This is a genomic window from Niabella yanshanensis (assembly GCF_034424215.1).
In the GTDB taxonomy this organism is placed as follows: domain Bacteria; phylum Bacteroidota; class Bacteroidia; order Chitinophagales; family Chitinophagaceae; genus Niabella; species Niabella yanshanensis.
This window is the reverse complement of record NZ_CP139960.1, coordinates 342,380-364,945: the sequence shown is the minus strand read 5'-3', so window position 1 is coordinate 364,945 and position 22,566 is coordinate 342,380. Positions and strand designations below refer to the sequence as shown.

Below are 22,566 nucleotides of genomic sequence, written 5' to 3'. Positions count from 1 at the left end.
CATGTTGAAACAATTGTAACTCATGTTGATTTTCTACTTAAACAACCTAAAAATCAGGCTATTGACCATATTGGCTGGGAGAAACCCCAAATTTCTCCTGGAAGCTTTTAGAAAAATAAGAGACACTACTAAAGCCAACTTCCTCTGCCACCTGGCTTACTATAGCATTGGGATGGCTTAATAATTCGGCAGCCTTATTGAGGCGAATGGTTCTTATAAAGTCTCTTGGAGACTGCCCGGTTAAAGCCATCAGTTTTCTGTAAAGGCCGGTACGATCCATATGCATATCAGCACTAAATTTCTCGACGGTATATTCTGTATTGGCCAGGTTGCCATTTACACAATTTAACGCACGATCCAGCAGGTCTCTGTCAAGGGCATTGGTCGTGATTGTGTCAGATTTTACATCTTTTTCAGTGCTGAACAGCTTTTGCCTGTCTAAAAACATCTGCATCAACTTACGAATACGTAATTTGAGCATCTCCATATCAAAAGGTTTTACCAGATAAGCATCTGCCCCCGCTTCATATCCTTCATATTGCGCCTCGTCAGAAGCACGGGCAGTAAGCATAATAATAGGCGTATGAGATATATTAATATTTTTCCTTATAGACAAACACAAGTCGATACCGTTCATTTCAGGCATCATCATATCAGTAATGATGAGATCGGGCTGTTTATCTATTGCAAGCTCCAACGCCTTTTTACCATTATTGGCAGTAAAAACAGTATAATAGGCTGCCAATTCTGTCTCTAAAAAGGTCAAAAAAGAGTTGTTGTCTTCAACAATAAGGATGGATTTTTTAACATCCGAAGCAGGCTCATTTGCTTTTTGCTCCAGACGTCCTACATTTAAAGCAACCTTGAAAACAGTTGAATACTGCTCATCGTCATCAATGACTACATATCCATCATGCAATTCTGCATATTTTTTAACGAGGTAAAGTCCTATACCGCTTCCGGTATTCGCTTCGTCCTGGTTACGGGCTTTGTAAAACCTGTCAAATATTGCCTGTTTTTCGGATGCGGGAATGCCAATACCGGTGTCAGCTACAGTTATTATCAGTTCATCCGTTCCCCTCACAAATGCATCCAATACAATACTTCCTCCATCAGGAGTAAATTTGAAGGCATTAGATAGCAGGTTCATCACCATACGAATCACCTTTTTTTTATCAAGCCAAACACCTGCTGTGTCAGCTACATTTACTTTGAAATCAATTTGCTTCTCCGCTGCAAGCTGGGCATAATTTAGTCCGACCCCAGATAAGAATGACAGATTCTCAACATAGCTTGCATGGAGCAGCTCACCCGATTCGTCAATTTTCTTAAATTCCAGCAACTGATTGACGGTGTCCAATAACAGGTCGGCGTTGCTTTCAATACGCTTCAAATTTTCCTTTATTTCAGTATCGGATATGCTCCGGATCAAAGACCGTAAAGGAGTTATAATTAATGTTAACGGTGTTCTCAGATCGTGGCTGATATTGGTTAAAAATCGTGACTTTTCCCTTTCTATAGCTTCGGCCTGCTGCTGCGACCTGATCTTTTTCTGCCTTGTATTGTATCTTTTAACCAGCCAGTATAATATACCGATCAGTAAAAGTGTGTACAATATTTTGGCATAAATCGTTGCCCATACCGGTGGCTGAATCGAAATAATCAGCTCTTTAGCAGTTACCGGCCAACGATGGCCGTCGAAGCTTGCCATCACACTGAATTTGTATTCGCCCGGCGCGAGGTTCGTATAAACGGCTTCTCCAAAATGCTTGCCGGGCAACTCCTCCCTCCATTGCTTATCAACACCCGACAACCGGTATCTAAAGTATGTCTTTTCGGGATTTATATAATTTAATCCCGAAAACTGGATATTGATAAAATTCTGATGATGATTTAAAGTGATCTGACCGGTATGCGACAAGGAGGTGTTCAATAAAACCTTTCCATCATACAACATATTCTCTTCAACAGGTCTGCCGAAGAGTTTAAAATTAAAGATAACTACCGGAATTTTCGGAGTGTCCGGCTCAATGGAATGCTTTAAATAATTCAACCCGTCCAAATTACCAAAATACAGCTGGTTAGTCTTCGACAGAAAACTGGCTCTTCCAACAAAAGCATGTTTGCTGACTCCATCATTTTCGTTGTAATTATGGATCGTAAATTTATAGTCGGCCCCCAGGCGTTTCTTCTCAATACGACTGATCCCTTTTGATGTGGTGACCCATATCGAATGATCCGCATCCTGAATGACGGCCTTAATGCTGTTGTTCACCAGTCCTTCGGGTGTGCCAAATCGATACATCCGTGCGCTCACGGGATCCCAGGCATACAATCCGCCATAAGTGCCCAGCCACAAAAGGCCCTCTTTATCTGCGAATAAGCAAACCAAAATACGCACATCTGGCGGCAGATCTGCGGCTAAACGACTGCGATCTTCATTCGCATATTTTAATACCTTTTTTGATGGATCAATAAAAAACAACCCGTTATTACAAAAGCCCACCCAATACCCGTTCCAACTTAAAACCTGCCTTATATCAGGTAAAAAACTATGAGCAAACAGCGTTGTTACACGTTGCGAGCTCTCTTCAAATTGTAATAACCCCTGATTAGAGGTCCCGATTACCAGCGTTCCCGGCACCGGCTCCATAATTGAATAGGCATATGCATCCAGCACTTTGGTTACAGAACCATTGGGCCGCATGGCATACAAACCATCTTCGGCACCAATCCAAACAATGCCCGATTTACTCCTGAATAATGCGTGACATCTTAAACCGGGAACCAACAACCTGATTTTCGACTCATTGTTCTTATCAACATCTTTTGTGTAAATGCCGTTCAGCGTACCTATCAGCAACCTGTCTGCCTGTTCTTCAAAACAAAACACTTTCAGATCGTCCGTTCCTCTAAACTGAAAAAAAGATGTATTAAAGCCGGAGAAGCTAAACCTATGTGGGTTATAATAATATAGTCCCTTGTTGGTGCTCATCCACGTACCCTCCTGGTTGTCGCAAAAAACATTCGAGACGCCGCTATGCACCTGCTGCCCGTCATTAAGTAGAATTCCTGAAAAGAATTGACCCGAAACAGCGCTGGCTTCAAAATACCAATAACCTTCTGTACCGGCAACCCATAGCCCGCCACGTTTATCAAACGTAAGGCCATTCACCCTTTGCTTATGGTTATTGATCAAAGCAGTCTGCCGCCGGGTTTGGACATCAAGTTTTATCAGGCTGCAACCGCCTCCAGAGTCATCTGTTGTTAAATACAAAAACTTTCCGGATGCAACCACAAAACTCAACCAAGATGCAATTTTTCTTTGCTCATTAATATTGATGGAGTACAGTTCCTTAAAATCAGTCCGTGCATAGCACTTCACCAGACCCGACCTGTAAATGAGAAAAACCTGCTCACCCCAGCTGGTTACATTATTCACCAGGTCATTATTACGACGAACTTTAACGCCAGGCAAAGCCAGACTTACTGTCTTAAGGCCGCGATCATAGCAATACAGTTCATCGTTTACCGATAGCAACCAGATGTTCTTTTGTTCATCCAGGAACAGATTTTTTGGCTTTTCAGAAAAGCCCAACTCTTGTAAGAGTTTACCAGGACTATCCTCATATTTCTCAGATACAATATTTAGTATACTTAAACTCCGCTGATTTTTTATCCAGACCCATTTATCATCGACATAACAAAAGTGGTTATTGGTATAATCATTAACCGGCAGAAAATTGACGGTATCGAGTGGGATATTTTTTACAGATCCTACATTGTATAAGTTCGTGGAACTTTCCGTCAAGATGATCAACCTCCCGTCCGGTATCTGGTTCACTAACCTGATCTGATCTTCATTTAAATCAGCGCTGCGTTCAAAAGGAGAAAAAACAAATTGCTGCGCAAAACCGGGATGACATAATACCAGGCTTAATGCGGAAATCAGCAAAGATTTAATAAGCAGTATTGACTTCATATTTAGGACACCCCACAACTTGAACTATTATTTTTATTCATCTACCTTCAAAGAAGATAATACAAAAGTAACAGATATGAACGCAGTAAACATCATTAACTACAGTAAAGAAAAAACATGGAGGCCGGGAAACATTCGGCAGAGTGGTAGTTAATAGAATAAAGTTTGAACTTCACCTCTGAATGGTCAGTGATATCCACTATTGATACTTCTTCAAAACCCGTTTTAACAAAGTATCGATCGCTTCTATCAGGCAAATAAAAAAGGGCAATGATTAGACAATCGCCGCCCTGTTTGCTTTGCTATACGAAAAATACTTATTATACCCTGCTACCTGCAACGACAAGCAGTTGCAGGGTATGGTTTCAACCTTATCCTTCAGAACTTAATAACACATTGTAAGTTTTTACAACACCGTTATAATCAAATTTTACAATTGCTTTGCCCAAAGCTGCTGAAGCCTGCGTAACGTTTACCTTTACAGCGGGATTATTGGAAGACGCGGTTACCTTAGGTAGCGTTGTCGCATCGGATGGCACCTTATAAACAGCTTCGTAAATATCATATCCCGTAATACCGTTTGCATTGGTAGATCGGACCGGAGTAGAAGGCAGAACAATATCCTTTCCATTGACAGCGATCTTCACAGCCGGAACAACAGGCCGATTTATTTTCTTTTTGCCGGAGCTGAATCCAAGACCAGCCAAATCAAAAAGTTCGTCAACACCTTCACCTTCGGCTACCAAGAAAATAGCATGTTTTCCACCGAGATGGTCGACATGTTTGGCTACATCTATGGTAAATTTGGTCACTTCAGCCTTTGCATTAGCAGGTACAATGATTTCGCCTATTTTCTTACCCTTCCAGGTTACATTATCCCAGGGACCGTCGAGCCAAACATTTACCTTGAAGCTTTTCGTTGTTTTAGGCGTCAGAAACAGGTTGAACGCAGTTTGATTTCCCGCCTTTGTTCCTTCAAAGGCTTTCAATCCATTTTTATCCTGCTTCAATCCACCAAAGCCAAAATACTTGTACCCGATAATATGACCACTCTTTACTTTGTCCACTGGCATATGGTTGTCCCATACATCCCATGAATCCTGTTGAAGACCAACATTGGAAAGATAACAGGCATAACCCGCCGAGTAATAATCATATGGATTAAGTCCGTAAAAGTGAAAGCCTTCTGATGTTACTTCTGCACCTTTGTATTCCCGCCCCTCTTTATCTTTTGCAGTCCATAAATTATCTTTTGCATAAGGGTCATAAGCTCTGATGCTAACAGTACCGCCGTCAGCTACCTTCTTTTCATCCCATGTCACCGTGACCGGAGCCACCATGGCCTGGCGTGCAAAGCCAAATCCTCTTGGAGGGCGGTGATAAAACGCATACCACTGGCCGTTGATATCCTGTATACTTCCATGCGTGTTATGTCCGGCGTTAGTTCCCTGTATAGCAGTACCATCCTGATTCAGTACCGGGGCGCGGGAATCAACCAGCACACCCCCGCTCTTCCAGGGGCCCAAAGGAGAATCAGCATAGGCATAGCGTAAGGTAGAATTAGAACTCCCCATACCGTAGTCCGGACCGGAGTAGCCGCTGTATACGGTAACATATTTATTGCCTACTTTACGTATAGAAGAAGCTTCAAAGAAATTAAAGGTGCCCAGGTCTTCGCCGGGAAAAATATGAGGATACTGCGTACCGGCGGGTTCACGAAGAGGCCCTCCATATCTTACGCTTGCAGGCAAAAAAGGCCTTGAAATAGTGGTGCCGGGTCTCAAAGAATACATAGTATTCTGGTCTAACTCAGCCGCTACCGATCCCTGGAAGCCCCAATAACCATAGGCTCTGAAGCCAATTTCATAATCAGGGTCTTTGGGATCGGTAATATAATCGATGTAGATCGCAGGGTCAAAACCTAAAATGCTTCCCGCAACAGTACTTCTCCCATCAGGTGTCAGATTCACAGGCGTAAAAGGGCCATCGGGGCGGCTTCCTTTCGCAACCATCGCTTCCCGGTTACGGCCCCGGCTGTGCGGATACAGGTAATATTCTTTGGTGCCGTTTTTTCTCTTTACCTCCACCAGGTCGGGGGCATACATGACATCCCATTGCCCGTCGATCGGATAGGTAAAAACCGGGCCTTCATCCCTCCAGCTGCTTAAGTCTTCTGCCGGCGCTGACCATATCCTGATATCGGGGCCACAGTAACTATTCACCCTCAGGTCATGTGATCCTATAATATAAGCACGGAATTTTCCGGGGTTATCAGGATCTTCAAATACACGTGGCTCACCGTCAGGTAGATGCTCCCACAGGGGCAAATACGGGTTCCCTGCAGCTTTATGCACAAATTTGGCGGGAGTATTCTTAGAGGCAGGGGCTTTTTGACCGTGGGTAGGCGCGGCAGAAAACAAAACCGCTGTTGCAAAGAGAATACCTGTAGCTGGTTCTTTAAACCGGAATTTTAATCTTTTCATATTGTTGTATCGTGTTATCTTAATCTTTAACGTTTGCCGCATTCACTTCAAAACTGCCGGATGCAAACAAGGTCGCATGCGATCGACCAGCTGCTGTACTACATATTGCATCAACATCGTTCTTCCTTCCGCAACAACTTTAATTGTATTACAGACAAATAAAGATAAAACAATAATGCAATCGATTGCATTATTGAGGCTGATTTTTTTATTCCTTGCTTTTCCCATTGAGAAAGTGCGTACTTATGTATGTATAAAAAATTGGGCCGCTGATTAGAAAACCCCCGGCCCTTTGCTTTGCTATATGAAGAAATATTTATTGACCCCGGAATGATGGCGGTCCTCCCTGTGGCCTTCCGGGAAATGGGCTACTCCCGCCCCTCCAGTCACCGCCTGGTGCAGCAGTATTAGCTTTACCGAAGTTGCGCAGGCTGTAGGTAAACGTCAGCATAAAATATTGTTGTAACACACGCGTTGTTGTTGTTTGAATCAGGTTAAAATTGTTAAGGGTCTGGCTAAAATTATTATTCTGTTTTAGGATATCAAATACAGAAAGCTTTAGCTCCGCCTGTTTTTTGGACAGGAATTTTTTACCTATTGCGGCATTCCACAAGGTATATTCCACCCCTTCCGCATTTTCAAGCTTATAATTTTGATAAGCAATACTTGAATTAAAAAACCAACCTGATTTTGACAGCAGGTTCAGGTTGGCGCCCGGACTTTGCTGAAGATAATTTTGACCGGCACTCGCATTATTGAGCGTACTGGAGGTTTGCGTGTAGTTAATATCGTAATTCACTGTAAAGTCTACGAATTCACTAACGTTACTGCTTAACACAACGCCGCCGCCAAAGGTATTACGGGTTACGAAGCCCGTAACGCCGTTATACTTGCTGGGCGTTTTTCCATAACTGTAATTGCTGGTTATATTGAAATTTGACTTGATGAACCTAACGGGAAAAGCGTACACCAGCAAACCGGAAAAATTACGGTATCCGTCCAGGTTAATATAGGTCGTATTAGTAATACCCTTGTCATTTACCACATCCGTAGAAATATACTTATCGATGAGGTTGAACGATACATTAGCCGTGATACTGTTACTATTTTTTGTATTAGCATATATATACCGCAGGGTACCACGGTGGTTGTAAGCCTGCTGCAAACTGGGATTACCCACAATAATGCTGGTTTGGCTGGAACTATCGATAACATCCTGCAGCTGGTCTATAGAAGGAAAATCGGTGCCCGAACGATAGAAAACGCGGGCATTGCCATATTTGCCTACCTTTTTATTCCACATCAGGTTCGGAAGAAAAGCGAAAAAATTCTGATCCACTTTACCTATAGTAGGTCTTGTCCTTTCACTATACAGGTTTGAATACTGGAGATCGAATCCTGCCGAAAGCTGATTATCTCTTCCGCGGCCCAGGCGGTAATTAAAGCCTCCGTTATGCGTCACCACCGTATTCTCAAACTGGTTGGACTGAGGTATATTAGGTAAAGTATAACCGGCGCCATCATAATCAAAAGTTTCCTGGTTGCGTTTATTAATACGTTTAGCGGGTGTATAGCTCAATTCCAATATACCATTCTTGCCTAAAGGTTCGGTGAAATTCATACGGGCTGAATAGCTGGCACTGTTGGTTGGATTGGTACGGTACTGATCGCGCACATTGGGCAGGTTAATTTCTTCGTATTTGTCTATATTAGTCAGATTAAAATTCTCTCCATCGTTTTTACTGAAATTAGCCTGCAATGATAAAGAGAAACTTCTTCCTGCCTTTTTGAAAGCGCGGCGATACATCAGGTTATTCCCGATATTAAAACCATTTCGGTTGGAATTGCCGGAGGCATCGCTGATGTAAGAGCTATCCCCATCGGCATAGATAGCCGAAGTATAATTCGTGGAGCGGCTGGTATTATCCTGGAAGTTCCAGCTGGGGATATATGTAATCGTATTGCTCGAATCGAGTTTATACTCAAACCTCATATTGAACCGGTGATTGTTACTATTAGACTCAGAAGCGTTTCTGGTGGTAAGATTCAATACCCTTCCGTCCCGGGTAATTGTAGGTGAAAAGGTCTCGGTTTCATTTACATTTCTTCCATTCGAGAAAAAGTAAGAACCGCTTACATTTATTTTCTTACCCCATTTGTCGGAGTAATTCAAACCGAATGCATTGGTAGTATTGATGCCGCCGGCCTGGCCAAAAAACATACCGCCACCCAAACCGCCGCCAAAGCCTCCTCCACCAAATCCGCCACGTCCACCGCGTCCACCGCCGCTCATCATACCCAATAAATCCTGCTGTGCAAAATTTTGAATATTAATATTGTTGAAATTCCCGATGAGGGTAAAACGCCGGTCGCCTTTAAAGAAGCTGGTATTTCCTCCGGCGGTATAAGTATTATCGGTACCATAGCCCGCAAAAATGCGCCCGAACTGCCCGTTGCGCATGCCTCCGCGCGTAACAATGTTGATAGACTTCAGGGTATTGCCGTCATCAAACCCGGTAAGCTGTGCCTGATCGCTTAGCCGGTCAAAAAGCTGTATTTTATCTACTACTTCTGCAGGCAGGTTCCGTAAGGCCATATTGGCATCATCGCCAAAAAAGTCCTTACCGTCAACGGTTACTTTCCTGACCTGCTCCCCCTGCCCTGTTACCGTTCCATCCCTGCCTACCGTTATACCCGGCATTTTTTTAATGAGATCCTCAACGGTAGCATCGGGATTTACTTTATACTGAGATGCACTAAACTGGGTGGTATCGCCCTTCTGACTTACTGCCGGCGCACTCGCTACTATGACCACTCCTTCCAGTGTTGTTGTTTTTTTGGGTATATAAACATCATCCATATCAACCGATGGCTCGGCCGTTGTTAATGAAACAGCCCTGGCAAACGCTTCGAAGCCTATTGCTGTTGTCCTTAACACATAATTACCCGGTTCGAGGTTAGCAAACAGGAAGGTGCCCGAAGAATCGGACATTGTTGTCTTCAGCGTAGCACTGTCTGAAGCTTTCAGTAACTGAATTGTTACGCCCTTTACCGCAATCCCTTCCACAGGATCCATCAAAGTACCTTTTATAGTTTGCGCATATCCGCTAATGCCAAGCATCATAAACAAGAAAAATCCAGCAAGTCTCATAAAATTTGTGTTACGCGGTTTGACGCTGAAACCTGCCAATCCCTTCGCCCGTTTCTCTATAAAAATAGAAATCGATTGCAATTTTAGAAAACATTAAATTATAGGTATAATAACGCACAGTAAGCAAGATTAATATTTAATAAAATGATATCGATTTCAATAAATTTTAAAATAGATGCTTTTTCACCCGAAAGGCTGATTATGATTACTGTATAAACCGCCAGTAATCGATATACATGATATTTACAGGCGCTTTGCCCTTGAAAATAAAGAACAGATCGTGCACCCCATTTATTTTGTTCTCGAGCTTCAGGTCGGTTATCGCCCAACGGTCGCTTCCTCCTGTCATGGGTATTTTTAAAGTTCCGGCCAGCGGACCATCAGGTTTGTCGAGCCGGATCTCCATTGTAACACCCCCGTTATGTGTGGTACCTACCCTTGCTGAGAACGACGAGGCTCCGGTAGTACCAAAGTCCACATTTTTAACACTGCTGTGAGCGCCGTTCTTCGTAGCGGTGATAAAAACCCCTACCTTTTGATTCTGGGCGGCTTTGACCCCTTCAGACCAGGATATCGTTTCTGCCTGCACCATCTGGTAAGGGCTTAATGGCGCAATGCTTTTTGTAATGCCTTCGGTCATTTTAAAAGGAGTTATGGAACCGTCTTTATTGAATTTCAATTCATCGACACAAACCGAACGGGTGAAGCCGCTGCCGCCCGGTAAAGCCCCGTTGTGGTAAAAGAAGTAGGTTTTACCTCTGAAATCAATGACTCCAGGATGATTGGTGAAAGACTTTCCCTCCGCAGGCATTACGGTGCCGCCATATTTCCAGGGGCCCTGCGGACTTTTGCTGGTAGAATAACCAATAAATTCGGGCAAGGGGCCTCCCGGCCAAAACAGGTAATAGAGACTGTTGCGTTTGTAAAGCCAGGGACCTTCCTCATATTTCGTAGGCCGCTTGGGATCTCCGTCGCGCTTTCCAAAAGACGCTTCGGTCATAGGTACTTCCACAATCTCACCCGAATAAGAGATCATATCCTCGTTTAGCTTCACATATTTGAGTTGGGGGTTGCCCCAATACATATGCGCCTGCCCGTCATCATCAATAAAAACCGTCGGATCGATATCGCCCCATTCACTTTGCACCAAAGGTTTTCCCAACGGGTCGTGAAAGGGCCCCATAGGGCTGTCGCCTACGGCAACGCCGATAGCCCCCCGGTTATTGATTTTCGAAATCATCGGAACATACAAATAAAACTTACCGTTTTTTTCTACGCACTGTGCAGCCCAGGCATCGCCCTTACCCCATTCAAAATCGGAATAAGACAGGATCACACCATGGTCGGTCCAGTTAACCATATCATTGGTTGAATACACCTTCCAGTCATTCATTGTAAACCAGGTGGAAGCATCTTCATCATGGGTGGTGTACACATATAACCGGTTGTTATATACCATTGGCGCCGGATCCGCCGTGTACATGGTTTGTATAATCGGGTTTTGAGCCCGTAAGCCGGGTAGTCCACAACACATTATCGTTGCGGCTATCACTATCTTACTCCAAAAACGCATCATCTTATATTTATTTTTTAAAAATTTCAGTTACACTTTTGCGGCAATCGCAAAGGCTGATTGCTATTTCAATTAGTAATGCTTGCCAATTTGCAAGTAAATAACCAAGATTAACTACCCACTGCCGGTACCCGGTTACAACCGGTTTTTTTATTGTAGGGTGAACTAGTGTAAAGATCATTAAATTAGTTTAGTATTAAATAGCGAGGGGTTGTCCAGTATAAGTCCATTTAAAAGGTTTTGCTCTCTGCTCATTATAAGTTTTCACGTATTCCATTAGCTGATCAACAAGCTGTTTTTTTGATTTCCAAACACCTCCCTTTAATACATCTTTTGTCAGAATATTGAACCATATTTCGATTTGATTCAACCAGGATGAATAGGTTGGTGTATAGTGTAGGGTCATCCTCCTCTTGGAGGTCACCCATTGCACAACCATTTTGTGCTTATGAACCGTGAGGTTGTCTACAATTACATGAAGGTGCTTACCTGGGTACTTGCGGTACAAATCCTTCAAAAACAAAAGGAAATTCTGTGCGTTATTTTTATCTACTGTTCTGGCCGTAACTTCTCCTTTATGTACCGACAAGGCAGCTAATAGAGCAACTGTTCCATTACGTTTGTAAGTTGAAGTCAATCTTTTAGGCCGTCCTGTTTTTAGTGGCAGCAAGGGCTGAGTGCGATCCAAAGCTTGTATTTGTGTTTTCTCATCAACACTCAATACAAGGGCATTTTCAGGCGGATTCATGTACAGGCCAACAATGTTCAACATTTTGTTCTCAAATTCCACATCCGTACTCTTCCCACACCAATAGTCCACCTTGTGGGGTTTTAAATCGGCCTGTTTTAATATTTGCTGCACTTTGCCCTGGCTCATACCCACTTCCTTTGCTATGCGACGCTGACTCCATGATGTATATCCGTCTTTAGGTTTACGAGTGGCCAGTTTAATTACTGTTGCCTTTGTCGCTGCTGAAAACACCGGGGGCTTACCACTCCGCGGAGCATCTCGCAGACCCTCTATCCGGTATTTAATAAATCGCTTGCGCCACTTATTTACAACCATTTGACTTACTCCAAGAATTGCCTGTGTTTGTGCAAAACTACTCCCGGATTGCCATAGCAGGATAATCTTTGATCTTTCGACCATACGCTTCTCCGCTTTACTGCTGCGGGATATCGTTTCTAATTCCAATAACTCCTCTTCGCTTATCTCTAAAGGTTGACGTTTGGCCATCTTCTTAAATCAAATATACTAATATAACTTAGTATTCTTTACACTAGTATAGCTTATTTATTGAACATCCAGTAGTCAAAATTAAACAGTTCCCGCCCCGCAGTGATATTCTCTCCCTTAAACACCAGGTACACATCACGGACACCTGTTACGGGTGTTACTACGTTTTCTGTAAGCGTTTTCCATGTTTTCCAGCCGCCGGTACGCGGTATTTTCACAGTGGCCAGCCGGGTTCCGCCCACACTGTCAATGCGTACTTCAAGAATACCACCATCAAGCCCTGCGGCAACAGCAGCCGAGAAACTTTTGGGACTTGTTTTTCCGAAATCAACTGAACGTACCTTTATATAGCCTCCGGTGCGAATTCCGGAAACATATACGCCCGTTTTTCCCATTTCGCTTGTCGTACATTTTTCCGACCAGGCGATGGTTTCGGCCTCCACCCGATTATAGGGATTGAGTGTGCCCACCGGTTGAACGCCTTCCTTAGTCATGGTAACCGGGGGTATGGTACCGTCGCTGTTATATTTAAAGGTTTCTATTGCAGAAGAACGGCCATAGCTGCCCCCTCCCTTTAACAAACCTGTATGATAAAAAAGATATGAATTGCCCTTGAAATCAATAATGCCGCCGTGATTGGTAAAACTATTGGTTGGCTGATCTGCCATAATCCTGCCCTGGTATTTCCACGGACCCATCGGACCGTTGCTAATGGAATAAGACAAGGTCTCCTTTCCCTTATCCATGCCGGCAAACATCTGGTAATAGGTGCCATTGCGTTTATAAAACCATGGACCTTCTACAAACATATCCTTATTGGGTACCGCCGGCGCTGCCTGGGCATTCTGATTGTTCTGTCCACCTCTGGGTCTTCTTACGCCGCCAAATGTTTCGAGCGTTTGTGGCACTTCTACAATATCTCCCGAATAAGATATCATATCTTTATTCAGCTTAACATAAGAAAGGCTTCCGTTACCCCAGTATAAATAGGCCTGGCCGTCATTGTCGACATACGCTGTAGGATCGATATTCGACCAGCTGCCGGTGCTGATCAGTGGTTTACCGATGGCGTCCTTAAAAGGACCTGTGGGACTATCGGCTACCGCTACCCCGATAGCCATATCATTATTGATGGTTTGTGCACAGATATACCAGTAAAATTTGCCATTGCGCTCCACGCACTGCGCAGCCCAGGCTCTGTCCCTTGCCCATGTAAAAGACTCCAGGGCGATAGGCACTCCATGATCTGTCCAGTTTACCATATCGGCAGAAGAATATACTCTCCACTTTGTCATATAATAAAAATCAAAGCCGGGTATATCGTCGCCGGTATACATGTAAACGCGTCCCTTATATACCATGGGCGCCGGATCGGGTGTATAATTCGTTTGAACAACGGGGTTCTGAGCCGTTAAAGACCCGCCCACTAATAGCAACGCTATTGTACTAAAAAAAGATCTATTTTTTGTCATACTTATATATGTATTGTTACCAATTAAATTTTATGATAATCCGCTTTATCCTTTGATCTGTATGGGCTTGCCTTTATAAATAATATGCCTGGCTGCAGGTTTGCCCGGGGTATTCCGCCCACCGAAGAAAACTACCTTGAAGATCCTCGTTTTCAACTGCCCTTTAAAGTGGCCTGCAGAGGCGCCTATTGTTAACGTACCAGACGCCTCCTCCCATTGGAAAGGGATAGTGGCATATTGGCCTTTTTCATAATTATAATTATCCCCCTCGTCTTCATAAAGCTCAAACTGCCCGTTAGCACCTTTATAAACGCGGAGCTCCAGTGTATCACCTGGGTTCTCTGAACTATGCTGCATTACTTTTCCTATTGGCAATATGGCGCCCGCTTTTACAAACACCGGAATTTTATCCTGGGGAGCAGCTGCTTTCACCGTTTGTCCCCCGGTAAAATGCTGATGCGTCCAGAAATCGAACCACCCCTGATTTTTGGGCAGATAGACCTCCCATTGGGATACACCTGCTTCTGTTACCGGGGCTACTAACAAGGCTTTCCCAAACATATACTGATAGGGCTGGAGGATAGCTTTTGCATCCTCTTTAAAGTCCATAATCAATGGTCTTAAAATAGTTGAACCCTTGCTCGACACCTGCCATCCCGAGGAATAGATATAGGGCAGCAACTGATAGCGGGTGTTGAGCATGCTACGCATGTTCGCTTCTACCGTTGCTCCATATTTCCATGGTTCCGTTTCCGTTTGGTAACCGTGCATGCGAAAGATGGTATTAAAGGTGCTCCACTGAAACCAACGGGTTAAAATGTCATGGTAATTTTTATCTGTGTATTGCTCTCTCCCGGGGCGGAAGAAACCTCCGATATCGGTAGTCCAGTATGGCATTCCGGTAAGAGAAAAGTTGAGCCCGGCAACGATCTGGCGCCGGTACACATCCCAGTCCCAGCCGATATCACCACTCCAGTTAATAGTGCCGAAACGCTGCTGGCCCGCAAATGCCGAACGGGTAAGAATGGTTACCCGCTTACCCGGATCTGTTTTTCGCTGCCCGTCATACACGGCCTGGCTTACAAAAAGAGGATAGGTTAACCGGTAAAAATCGCCCAACCCGTAATAGGTTTGTTTCCCCACCAGTGCATCATTCTCCGGCTCGGTAGCGTCCATCCACCACGAATCAACTCCCTCTTTAAATAAGTTATTATTTAGCGCATTCCAGTGGGTTTGCCGTGTTTCAGGATTGTAAATATCAATCCACGGGCTATTAGCGATATACAGATTTTTATCCAGATATGGCTTAGCCACTTCTGATTTCTTATCCAGATTCTCCCAAACCGAAACCGAGAATTTTGCATTCAGATCGTGTAATTTTTTAATGAATTTATCGGGATCGGGGAAACTGGCCTCATCAAATTTTGGCACTCCCCAACCATACTTACCCCAATACTGCCAATCCTGTACAATCACGTCGAGCGGCAACTTTCTTTTCCTGAACTCCTCAACGGTCTGTATCAGATGCTTATCTGAAGTATATCGTTCCCTGCATTGCCAGAAGCCATAGGCCCATAACGGTAACATGGGAGCATGACCGGACACATTGCGATAATTGCCAATTACTTCGTCGGCATCTTTGCCCCAAAAAACCACATAATCCAGCGCCTTAGCATTGATAGAACGAAAAACCGTTTCGTTGCCTGCCGGCTTCCAGGATAATTTGGGTGTATTGCTGGCTTTACAGATAAGCTGTACAGTATGCCGGCCTGCTTTTAAGGGTATTATTTTACTTGCGGCGGGAGGTAACCACTGGTTGGATTGATCGATGTGCGTAATGCCGTCAATTACCAGCAAATGGCGGCTTTCCATATTTCCCAGGTCAAGCATCATTGTATAGTCTCCGTCTTTTTCAACTGTAAAACTTCCCTTGTATACGGCCTGCTGGCGCGATACACGCTGGGTACCGGAGGTGGTAGTTACTTCTATCTGACCTTTGTCTCCCGAAGTCGTATCCTGCTTTTGAAGGGATATTAACCGGTCAGCCGGATTGAACTCTGTAAGACCATACTGGTGCCACAATAAGCCGTAACCCTTACTGGAATATAAAAATGGTATCGCTATTTGCGAATTGACCTGAGTAAGTTTACGGGATACATTACGAAGATTAAAATGCCCGTCCTGAAACTGCCCTAAACCAAAAAGAGATTCATCGGGCGGTGAACAAAAAGATTGCTCTGCCACATAGCAGGCCTGCCCTTCGACTGTATTGGGTTTTAAAAAACGGCTCCCCCCCTTTTCACTCAAGAAGACCTTACCCGTTTTATCAGTAAAGCTTAGAGCGCCGTTTTTCTTATCAAAAATGACAGAAACCGCACTGGTACTTAGTTTTAACACTTTCGGCGTCTCCGAAAACCTGGCGGCAACAGCGGCGGGCGTATGTATCAGAACAAATTCCCGTTCTTCCTTCAAATCTTTATGCCATTGTACCCTGATAGCTTTTTCAGTAACGGGTGCAACAGATAACACTCCCCCGGTTAACTGAATAGAGAGCTTTCCCTTTTGCATCACATGTGATTGATAAGACTGCGCCCGCAGCAAGAGAGACAGGCAACACACGGCTATCGACAATGCCATCTTTGTCGAACAACGCCTTTTTAACAGATTCATTTTTTATAATAATTAAATATTAGCTACACACACATTCGTCTACAGGGGGGTTACCACCGCCACAAAACCGCCCCTTCGCAACATTTTTACATTGATGCTTGCCTTATTATCCACAACAGAATAAGCAGTTATCAATTCTTTATCGTGTTTACCGTCGGTAATCAATGTGAGCCGGTACTTTACACCTTGCTCTAAAAAATCAAGTTTGATATTCTTTCGCTTCTCCCGTCCTTCTGAGCTAATCCCACCTATATACCAGCTATGATCCCTTTTCCTGGCTAGCGTTACATCCTTTCCAGGATACCCGTCCAACAATTTCAGATCGTGCCATGCTACGGGCACATTTCTTAAAAAATGCCTGGCCGCGTCGGGTAAACCATAATAACCTTCAGGCCTGTCTGCGAGATGCTGCAATCCTGACTCAAATAAGACGGACAATGCCATTTCATGGCCATAGGAAGTAATATGCGGAAATTGAGAATTGGTGAAAGTAACAGGTGTGTAGTCCATTGCGCCCACTATATTGCGCGTAAAAGGAAGTATCGTATTGTGTTCGGGAGCTGATGTGGTAAACTCAGGACCATTATTATACCATTCAGCACCTCTTACCGCTTCATAAGTCATTAAATGCGGATAAGTTCTGGCCCATCCGCGGGGAACGATGCATCCATGAAAGTAAACCATGATTTCGAAAGAGGCCGCATCCTCCAGTATATCGAGGTAGTATTGGATCATGCTTTGCTTTTCGCTTTCGAAAAAATCTATTTTTACCCCCTTCACACCCCATTCTTTCAACCTTTTAAATTCTGCTACCCGGTTCTCGTGTGTGAGCATTCTATCTTTGGGAGTAGCGCCCACCCAGGTATGGTCACCCCCGGAGTTATACCACATCAGCGGTTTTACACCTCTGGAATGTATATATTTTAAGGCATCCTGCAGGTTTCCTCCATTGGTCATCGCATCCCATTCCCAGTCCAGTAAGGTGTAGGGCCAACCCATTGCTGCGGCCAAATCAGCAAAGGCGCATACCGTTTTAAAATCCCGCGTACCATGATTGTCCGACCAGTAGTTCCATGACACCAGCCCGGGTTTTATCCAATCTGTATTGGCAACTTTTGAGGGTGCTGCCACGTCGTCCACGAGCGTTGAACCTACCACATCAGCCAGGCTACCCATAATAATTACGCGCCAGGGAGACCGCCAGGGAAGGGTTACAGCAGGCAATGGTTCCCCTGTGCCTCTGCCATCCTTAGGGTTAGGAAACGTAAGTTTGTATTTTGACTTCTCAGCCGTGTTGCTTAGTTTGGTACCGCAGTAATTTTTATTTACATCTGACTCATGTAACAGAAACCAGCAGGAACTATCCCTGGTACTAAACAGCGCCGGGTAGCACCACTCGTCCTGCCTTACCTTATCATTACTCATATTGACATACAATCCTTCATTAGCCGGATTCCACTTTTCAAGCCACCGGTTGGTTTCGGGCGTTATAGAATAAGCGGTCAGTTCGTCGTTAACTATATAATTCCCTTGCTTTTCATCCAGTTCATAACGGAAGGTAACTCCGTCATTGTACGCACGAACAATAACGTTCAGCTTCTTTTTCGACCTGTTTTCAAAAGACATTGTTACCTGGTTAGCCGAGTTGTTTCTTTCCAGTTTCTTACCATGCGGAACGGCATATTTATCGGTGATGACAACAGGCTTGGTTACCTTAACCAGGCGAAGCCCAAGCGAAAAATCCATTCCATTCAGCACTAATCCTAATTCTATTGCCGGTATTGCCTGAGTTATTCTGTCACCCTTTTTATAATCAATTTTAAGACTCCACAACCCGTCATCCTGGCGGGCCGGTGTAATGCAGCTTACTGCGATTTTTTGATTGGGAGATGTCACTACCGCCTGCTGCGCGCCTGCATTGTAGGTAAGTGCACCAAAAGCGCTCATTAAAAACAAAAACACGAATGAAAACCTCATAGTTAATACTTCTCTAAGCAGATGCGTTAATACTGCGATCATTGCAATATCTAAACCGGTACCCTGATTGCAGCCGGAAGTACACCTTTATTTTTTTACCGGTGTAAGGCGATACAGACCAGCACCATGTAATGGTAGATCGCGTCCAAATTTTTTGTCAAAAACCCCGAGGTCCCTATGGTCCCACAGATCCCTCACTTTGATTTTACCTTTCATACCAATAGCATTGAAATCGACGGATACATGGGCTTTTGCCGGCAGATCAATGCTCCCCTTATCTACAAAAACACCAAATACCACCGATCCTTCGTCTTTAGTCACAACGCCGGTGGCCGAAAAAGTATCGTAGCCTTCGGGTAGCTCATAAACAATAACAGATTCTGCGTGCGTGCCTATGCCATTCGCAGGCTGGTTATTGATAAGAAGCGGCTGCCCGTCACAAGTACGATTCACACGGGCCTCGCCCCAGCCGGCGGATGCACTGATCCACTTCATATCAGTAAGTTTCAGTGTTCCTTTAGGACCGGTCAATACCGGGTCTACCCAGGCCACATGATCCCAGTCAAAACCATTACCCCCGTCTTTGACAAACAGCACGAGTTTTTTACCGTTCTTTACCGACACTTCCACTTTTTGTAAACTGCCGTTTCCCGCAATTACCGGGCTTGCATAATCGGCGTTATTAAAATCGATATTATCTCCTTTGTTTTGCGCGTTAAACAGCGCTATATACTTATCCTTACTTCCGGGCACGTCGGCCGTCCAAACTACCAGATTTTTATCTCTGGATACCTGCCGGTTGTTTATGCTTTCCTGGTTTACTTTGAGCATTTCGGAATTGGTCAGCATTTCTTTTGTAAAGGCATCCAGTTTGGTCATATCGCCGCCAAAAATGAGTGGCGATTTTCCAATGGCCCACAGGCTCATTAAGGTATATTGCTCATCCCGGGTGAAATTAGTGGGTCTGTTAAAATCGATCACTCCTATCGGCAGCATATCTGCATCAGGAAAATGCCCGGGTCCGCGATGAGGTGTCCAGGCGTCTAGCCTTTCAAACATGGCATACAGTAAGCCCCATCGATCCCAAAAGTCATCGGTAATGCGCCAAAGGTTGGCATGTGCTTTTACATGATCACCAGCGGTAACCGGTGTTGCACCGGGGGATAGACTCAGCAGAATAGGTCGTCCGGTTTTATCAATGGCATTCCGGATAGCTTCTATTTCTGCCTTTTGTACATTATTATATGGTCTGGAGATATCATCTACCTTAATATAATCCACCCCCCAATCAGCATACATTTGTATAATAGAATTGTAGTAAGCCTTTCCTTCGGGTTTAGTGGCATCTACCCCGTACATATCGGGGTTCCAGGGACAAATTGAACTTTTCAATGCAATATCCTGCGCTTTCACAGCAGTACCTAAAACAGGTGTATTCTTTTCCACCGCCTGGCGGGGAATGCCCCTCATAATGTGGATGCCGAATTTCAGTCCCTTTGAATGAACATAATCAGCTAATGGCTTGAAACCCTTTCCACCGGCTGCCGAAGGAAATTTTTTTAAGCCGGGAGTTAGGCGACCATATTCATCCATGGTGAGGATTGCTTTGGGATTATAGTAGTGCCCTTTTGCTTCAGGCTCATACCACTGTATATCTACGGTCAGGTATTGATACCCGCTGGGAAGCAGGTGTATGGCCATCGCATCCGCCTGGTCTTTGATCTGCTGTTCGGTTACCGTGGTACCAAAAATATCCCAGCTATTCCAGCCCAGCGGAGGACTTGGCGCCCAATTAAGGAAACCGGTTTTTTCCTGTGCTTTTAAACCGGTTAATGTAAATAACACACTTAGTGCAAACAATGATATTCTTCTTATTTTCATGTAATAGCCGATTTTGTAGTGCTTTTAAAATTCGTATATGTTACTCCAGAAAGGAGGCAATGTAAAGCCGGCGTAAGTTTTACTTACCGGCAGCGCGAAACTTGTTATACAATACACCATGTACGGGAACTTCCAGAGATATCGCATCCTTGCCGACATCTAACCTGGTTATATCTTTTTGTCTCCACAAATCACGAACGGTTTGTTTTCCTTTGATGCCCAATTTGTCGAAATCCTTGTATGAAATATTTACTTTATCTCTTCCAAAGTTTGCGAAGGCTACAGCCTTGCTCCCATCCTCCAGTTGCTTTACATAAATACGGAGGTCACCGATGGTTTGAAGGCAGGTGCCCTGTTGCCCCAGCGCATCCTGGTTTACAGCGATCACTTCATCGTTTGTCAGAAGATTTAAGGTAAACGCATCTAGTTTTTCCAAATCGCAGCCTATAAGCAATGGTGCGGAGAAAATACTCCATAAACTGATATGCAGGTACTGCTCATCGGGCTTCAGACGGCTGGGGTGTGCATTCCCCCAGCCTACAACGCCTACCACCAACATATCCGGATCGTTCCAGTTACCAGGCTTTGTCCATGGCGCTGCTTTATCCTGGGCAAGCGCAATACCCCTCACGCTTGACCAGCTATCGGTAATATCGTTGGTGGTACGCCAGGATTGCGCTCCGGCGTCATTTCCCCATTTCCATACATCACCCATCCCGTATTGACAAAGATTGTACACAATATCTCTAGGCTGTTTTTTTAATAAATCGCCCATTAGTTTAAATGGTTTCACACCTTTATCCAAATCTCGCCCACCCTGAAAATTAAGTGAAGCAACTTTTCCCGGATCATTCTCGGGCAAGCCATTCAACACGCCTCCGTAACTGCACCAGTCGTATTTCAGATAATCGAATCCCCATTTTGCATAGCTTTCGGCATCCTGCTTTTCATAACCATAACTTCCTGCACAACCGCCGCAGGTCCAGGGGCCGGGTGATGAATAGATACCGGCTTTTAAACCAAGACTATGAAAATAATCCGTTAGTCCTTTCATATCCGGAAATTTGGAATTGGTAAGGATATAGCCATTTTCATCGCGCATTTCACCTTGGAAAGACGGATCTTTTCCGTCCCTGTTAAATTGCCAGGAATCATCGATGTTGATGTAATTCCAGCCATGGTTGATCAATCCTGATTTAACCAAAGCATCGGCTGCCCGTTTTACTTTATCAGCAGAAACCTCGTGTCCGAAACAATTCCAACTGTTCCAACCCATTGTTGGCGTTAATGCAATCTTATCTCCGCACTCAATGCGAAGCTTCTTAGTTATTTTACCTTTTGCATTTTTTGCCCCCAGTACCACGTTGTACGTTCCCTTTTGGGAAATTCGGCCGGTAATGATACCGGTTTTAGTATCCAGCTGCAATCCCCGGGGAAGATTGGCCGCCGAAAAAACCATCGGCCTTTCACCGGTAGCCGGAATTCTAAACAGGAAAGGAGATCCCGGACGTACACCAAATACGGTAGCCGCATTGATACGCGGCGAAACAGGTGATTCCGGCGTAAGAATATACGGTTCAGATGCAACCGGATTGAAGGTGGCCAATGTTGTTACGCCATCCGTTTCAAATACAGCATCCACCCAATTGGCATGATCATAATAAGGCCCATTGCCTCCATCTGTTACCACTAATTCCAGTTTATCAACGCCCGATAAAGAAACAGAAACCGGTTTGGCGGCATCGCCCAAATGCATGACACCACTCGACCATATTTTCTTATCATCAGCATATATCTCAAATTCGACAGCGGGTCTTTGTCCTTTCATTTCATCATCTAAACCTACCAGGGCCGAAAACTTAGACACCTTTTTATCAAGCTTTATAAGCAAAGAGCTTTCTGCATGCGTTCCAAAACCTCTTTCAAATACTTTACCGGCGATGGTGAGCGGCCTCCCATCTACAGATTTGTTAACGCCTGGTTTACCATGGCCTTGTGTAGCCACGCTTAAATCCAACTGATCGAGCCACACCTTATTTTGTGCATTAACCTTGTTACCGGTAATCGCTGCCAGCATGACTAATAACATCAATAGCCATCGCTTTTCAAAAAACTTTGTCATCATCATCATCATTCATTT

10 protein-coding genes are annotated in these 22,566 nt (G+C 44.4%); all 10 read right to left on the bottom strand.

All coding sequences use genetic code 11. The features are described 5' to 3' along the window. Positions 1 to 58: 58 nt before the first annotated feature. On the bottom strand, positions 59 to 3,982 hold the full coding sequence (locus U0035_RS01215; protein ID WP_114792682.1) for a hybrid sensor histidine kinase/response regulator transcription factor: 3,924 nt from the start codon (positions 3,980 to 3,982) through the stop codon (positions 59 to 61). Between the two features lie 371 nt (positions 3,983 to 4,353). After that, positions 4,354 to 6,465, bottom strand: coding sequence for a hypothetical protein (locus tag U0035_RS01210; RefSeq protein ID WP_114792681.1), 2,112 nt, complete (start codon positions 6,463 to 6,465; stop codon positions 4,354 to 4,356). 316 nt (positions 6,466 to 6,781) lie between these two features. Then, positions 6,782 to 9,616, bottom strand: a complete 2,835-nt coding sequence (locus tag U0035_RS01205; RefSeq protein ID WP_114792680.1) for a TonB-dependent receptor — start codon at positions 9,614 to 9,616, stop codon at positions 6,782 to 6,784. A gap of 205 nt (positions 9,617 to 9,821) precedes the next feature. Continuing rightward, a complete protein-coding gene (locus U0035_RS01200; protein WP_114792679.1) occupies positions 9,822 to 11,192 on the bottom strand; it encodes a glycoside hydrolase family 43 protein in 1,371 nt (456 codons plus the stop codon). A gap of 193 nt (positions 11,193 to 11,385) precedes the next feature. Further along, complete coding sequence (locus U0035_RS01195) at positions 11,386 to 12,426, bottom strand: IS630 family transposase (protein ID WP_114792678.1); 1,041 nt, start codon at positions 12,424 to 12,426, stop codon at positions 11,386 to 11,388. Between the two features lie 53 nt (positions 12,427 to 12,479). Continuing rightward, positions 12,480 to 13,898 (bottom strand): glycoside hydrolase family 43 protein, encoded by a 1,419-nt coding sequence (locus U0035_RS01190; protein ID WP_114792677.1) that lies wholly within the window; start codon positions 13,896 to 13,898, stop codon positions 12,480 to 12,482. 45 nt (positions 13,899 to 13,943) lie between these two features. After that, positions 13,944 to 16,568 (bottom strand): glycoside hydrolase family 31 protein, encoded by a 2,625-nt coding sequence (locus U0035_RS01185; RefSeq protein WP_211316534.1) that lies wholly within the window; start codon positions 16,566 to 16,568, stop codon positions 13,944 to 13,946. Positions 16,569 to 16,607: 39 nt separating this feature from the next. Next, positions 16,608 to 18,587, bottom strand: coding sequence for a glycoside hydrolase family 97 protein (locus tag U0035_RS01180; protein WP_245957819.1), 1,980 nt, complete (start codon positions 18,585 to 18,587; stop codon positions 16,608 to 16,610). A 45-nt stretch (positions 18,588 to 18,632) separates the two neighbouring features. Beyond that, entirely contained in the window at positions 18,633 to 20,426 is a 1,794-nt protein-coding gene (locus U0035_RS01175; protein WP_114792674.1) for an NPCBM/NEW2 domain-containing protein, read from the bottom strand. A gap of 79 nt (positions 20,427 to 20,505) precedes the next feature. Continuing rightward, on the bottom strand, positions 20,506 to 22,548 hold the full coding sequence (locus tag U0035_RS01170; protein WP_114792759.1) for an NPCBM/NEW2 domain-containing protein: 2,043 nt from the start codon (positions 22,546 to 22,548) through the stop codon (positions 20,506 to 20,508). Positions 22,549 to 22,566: the final 18 nt, after the last annotated feature.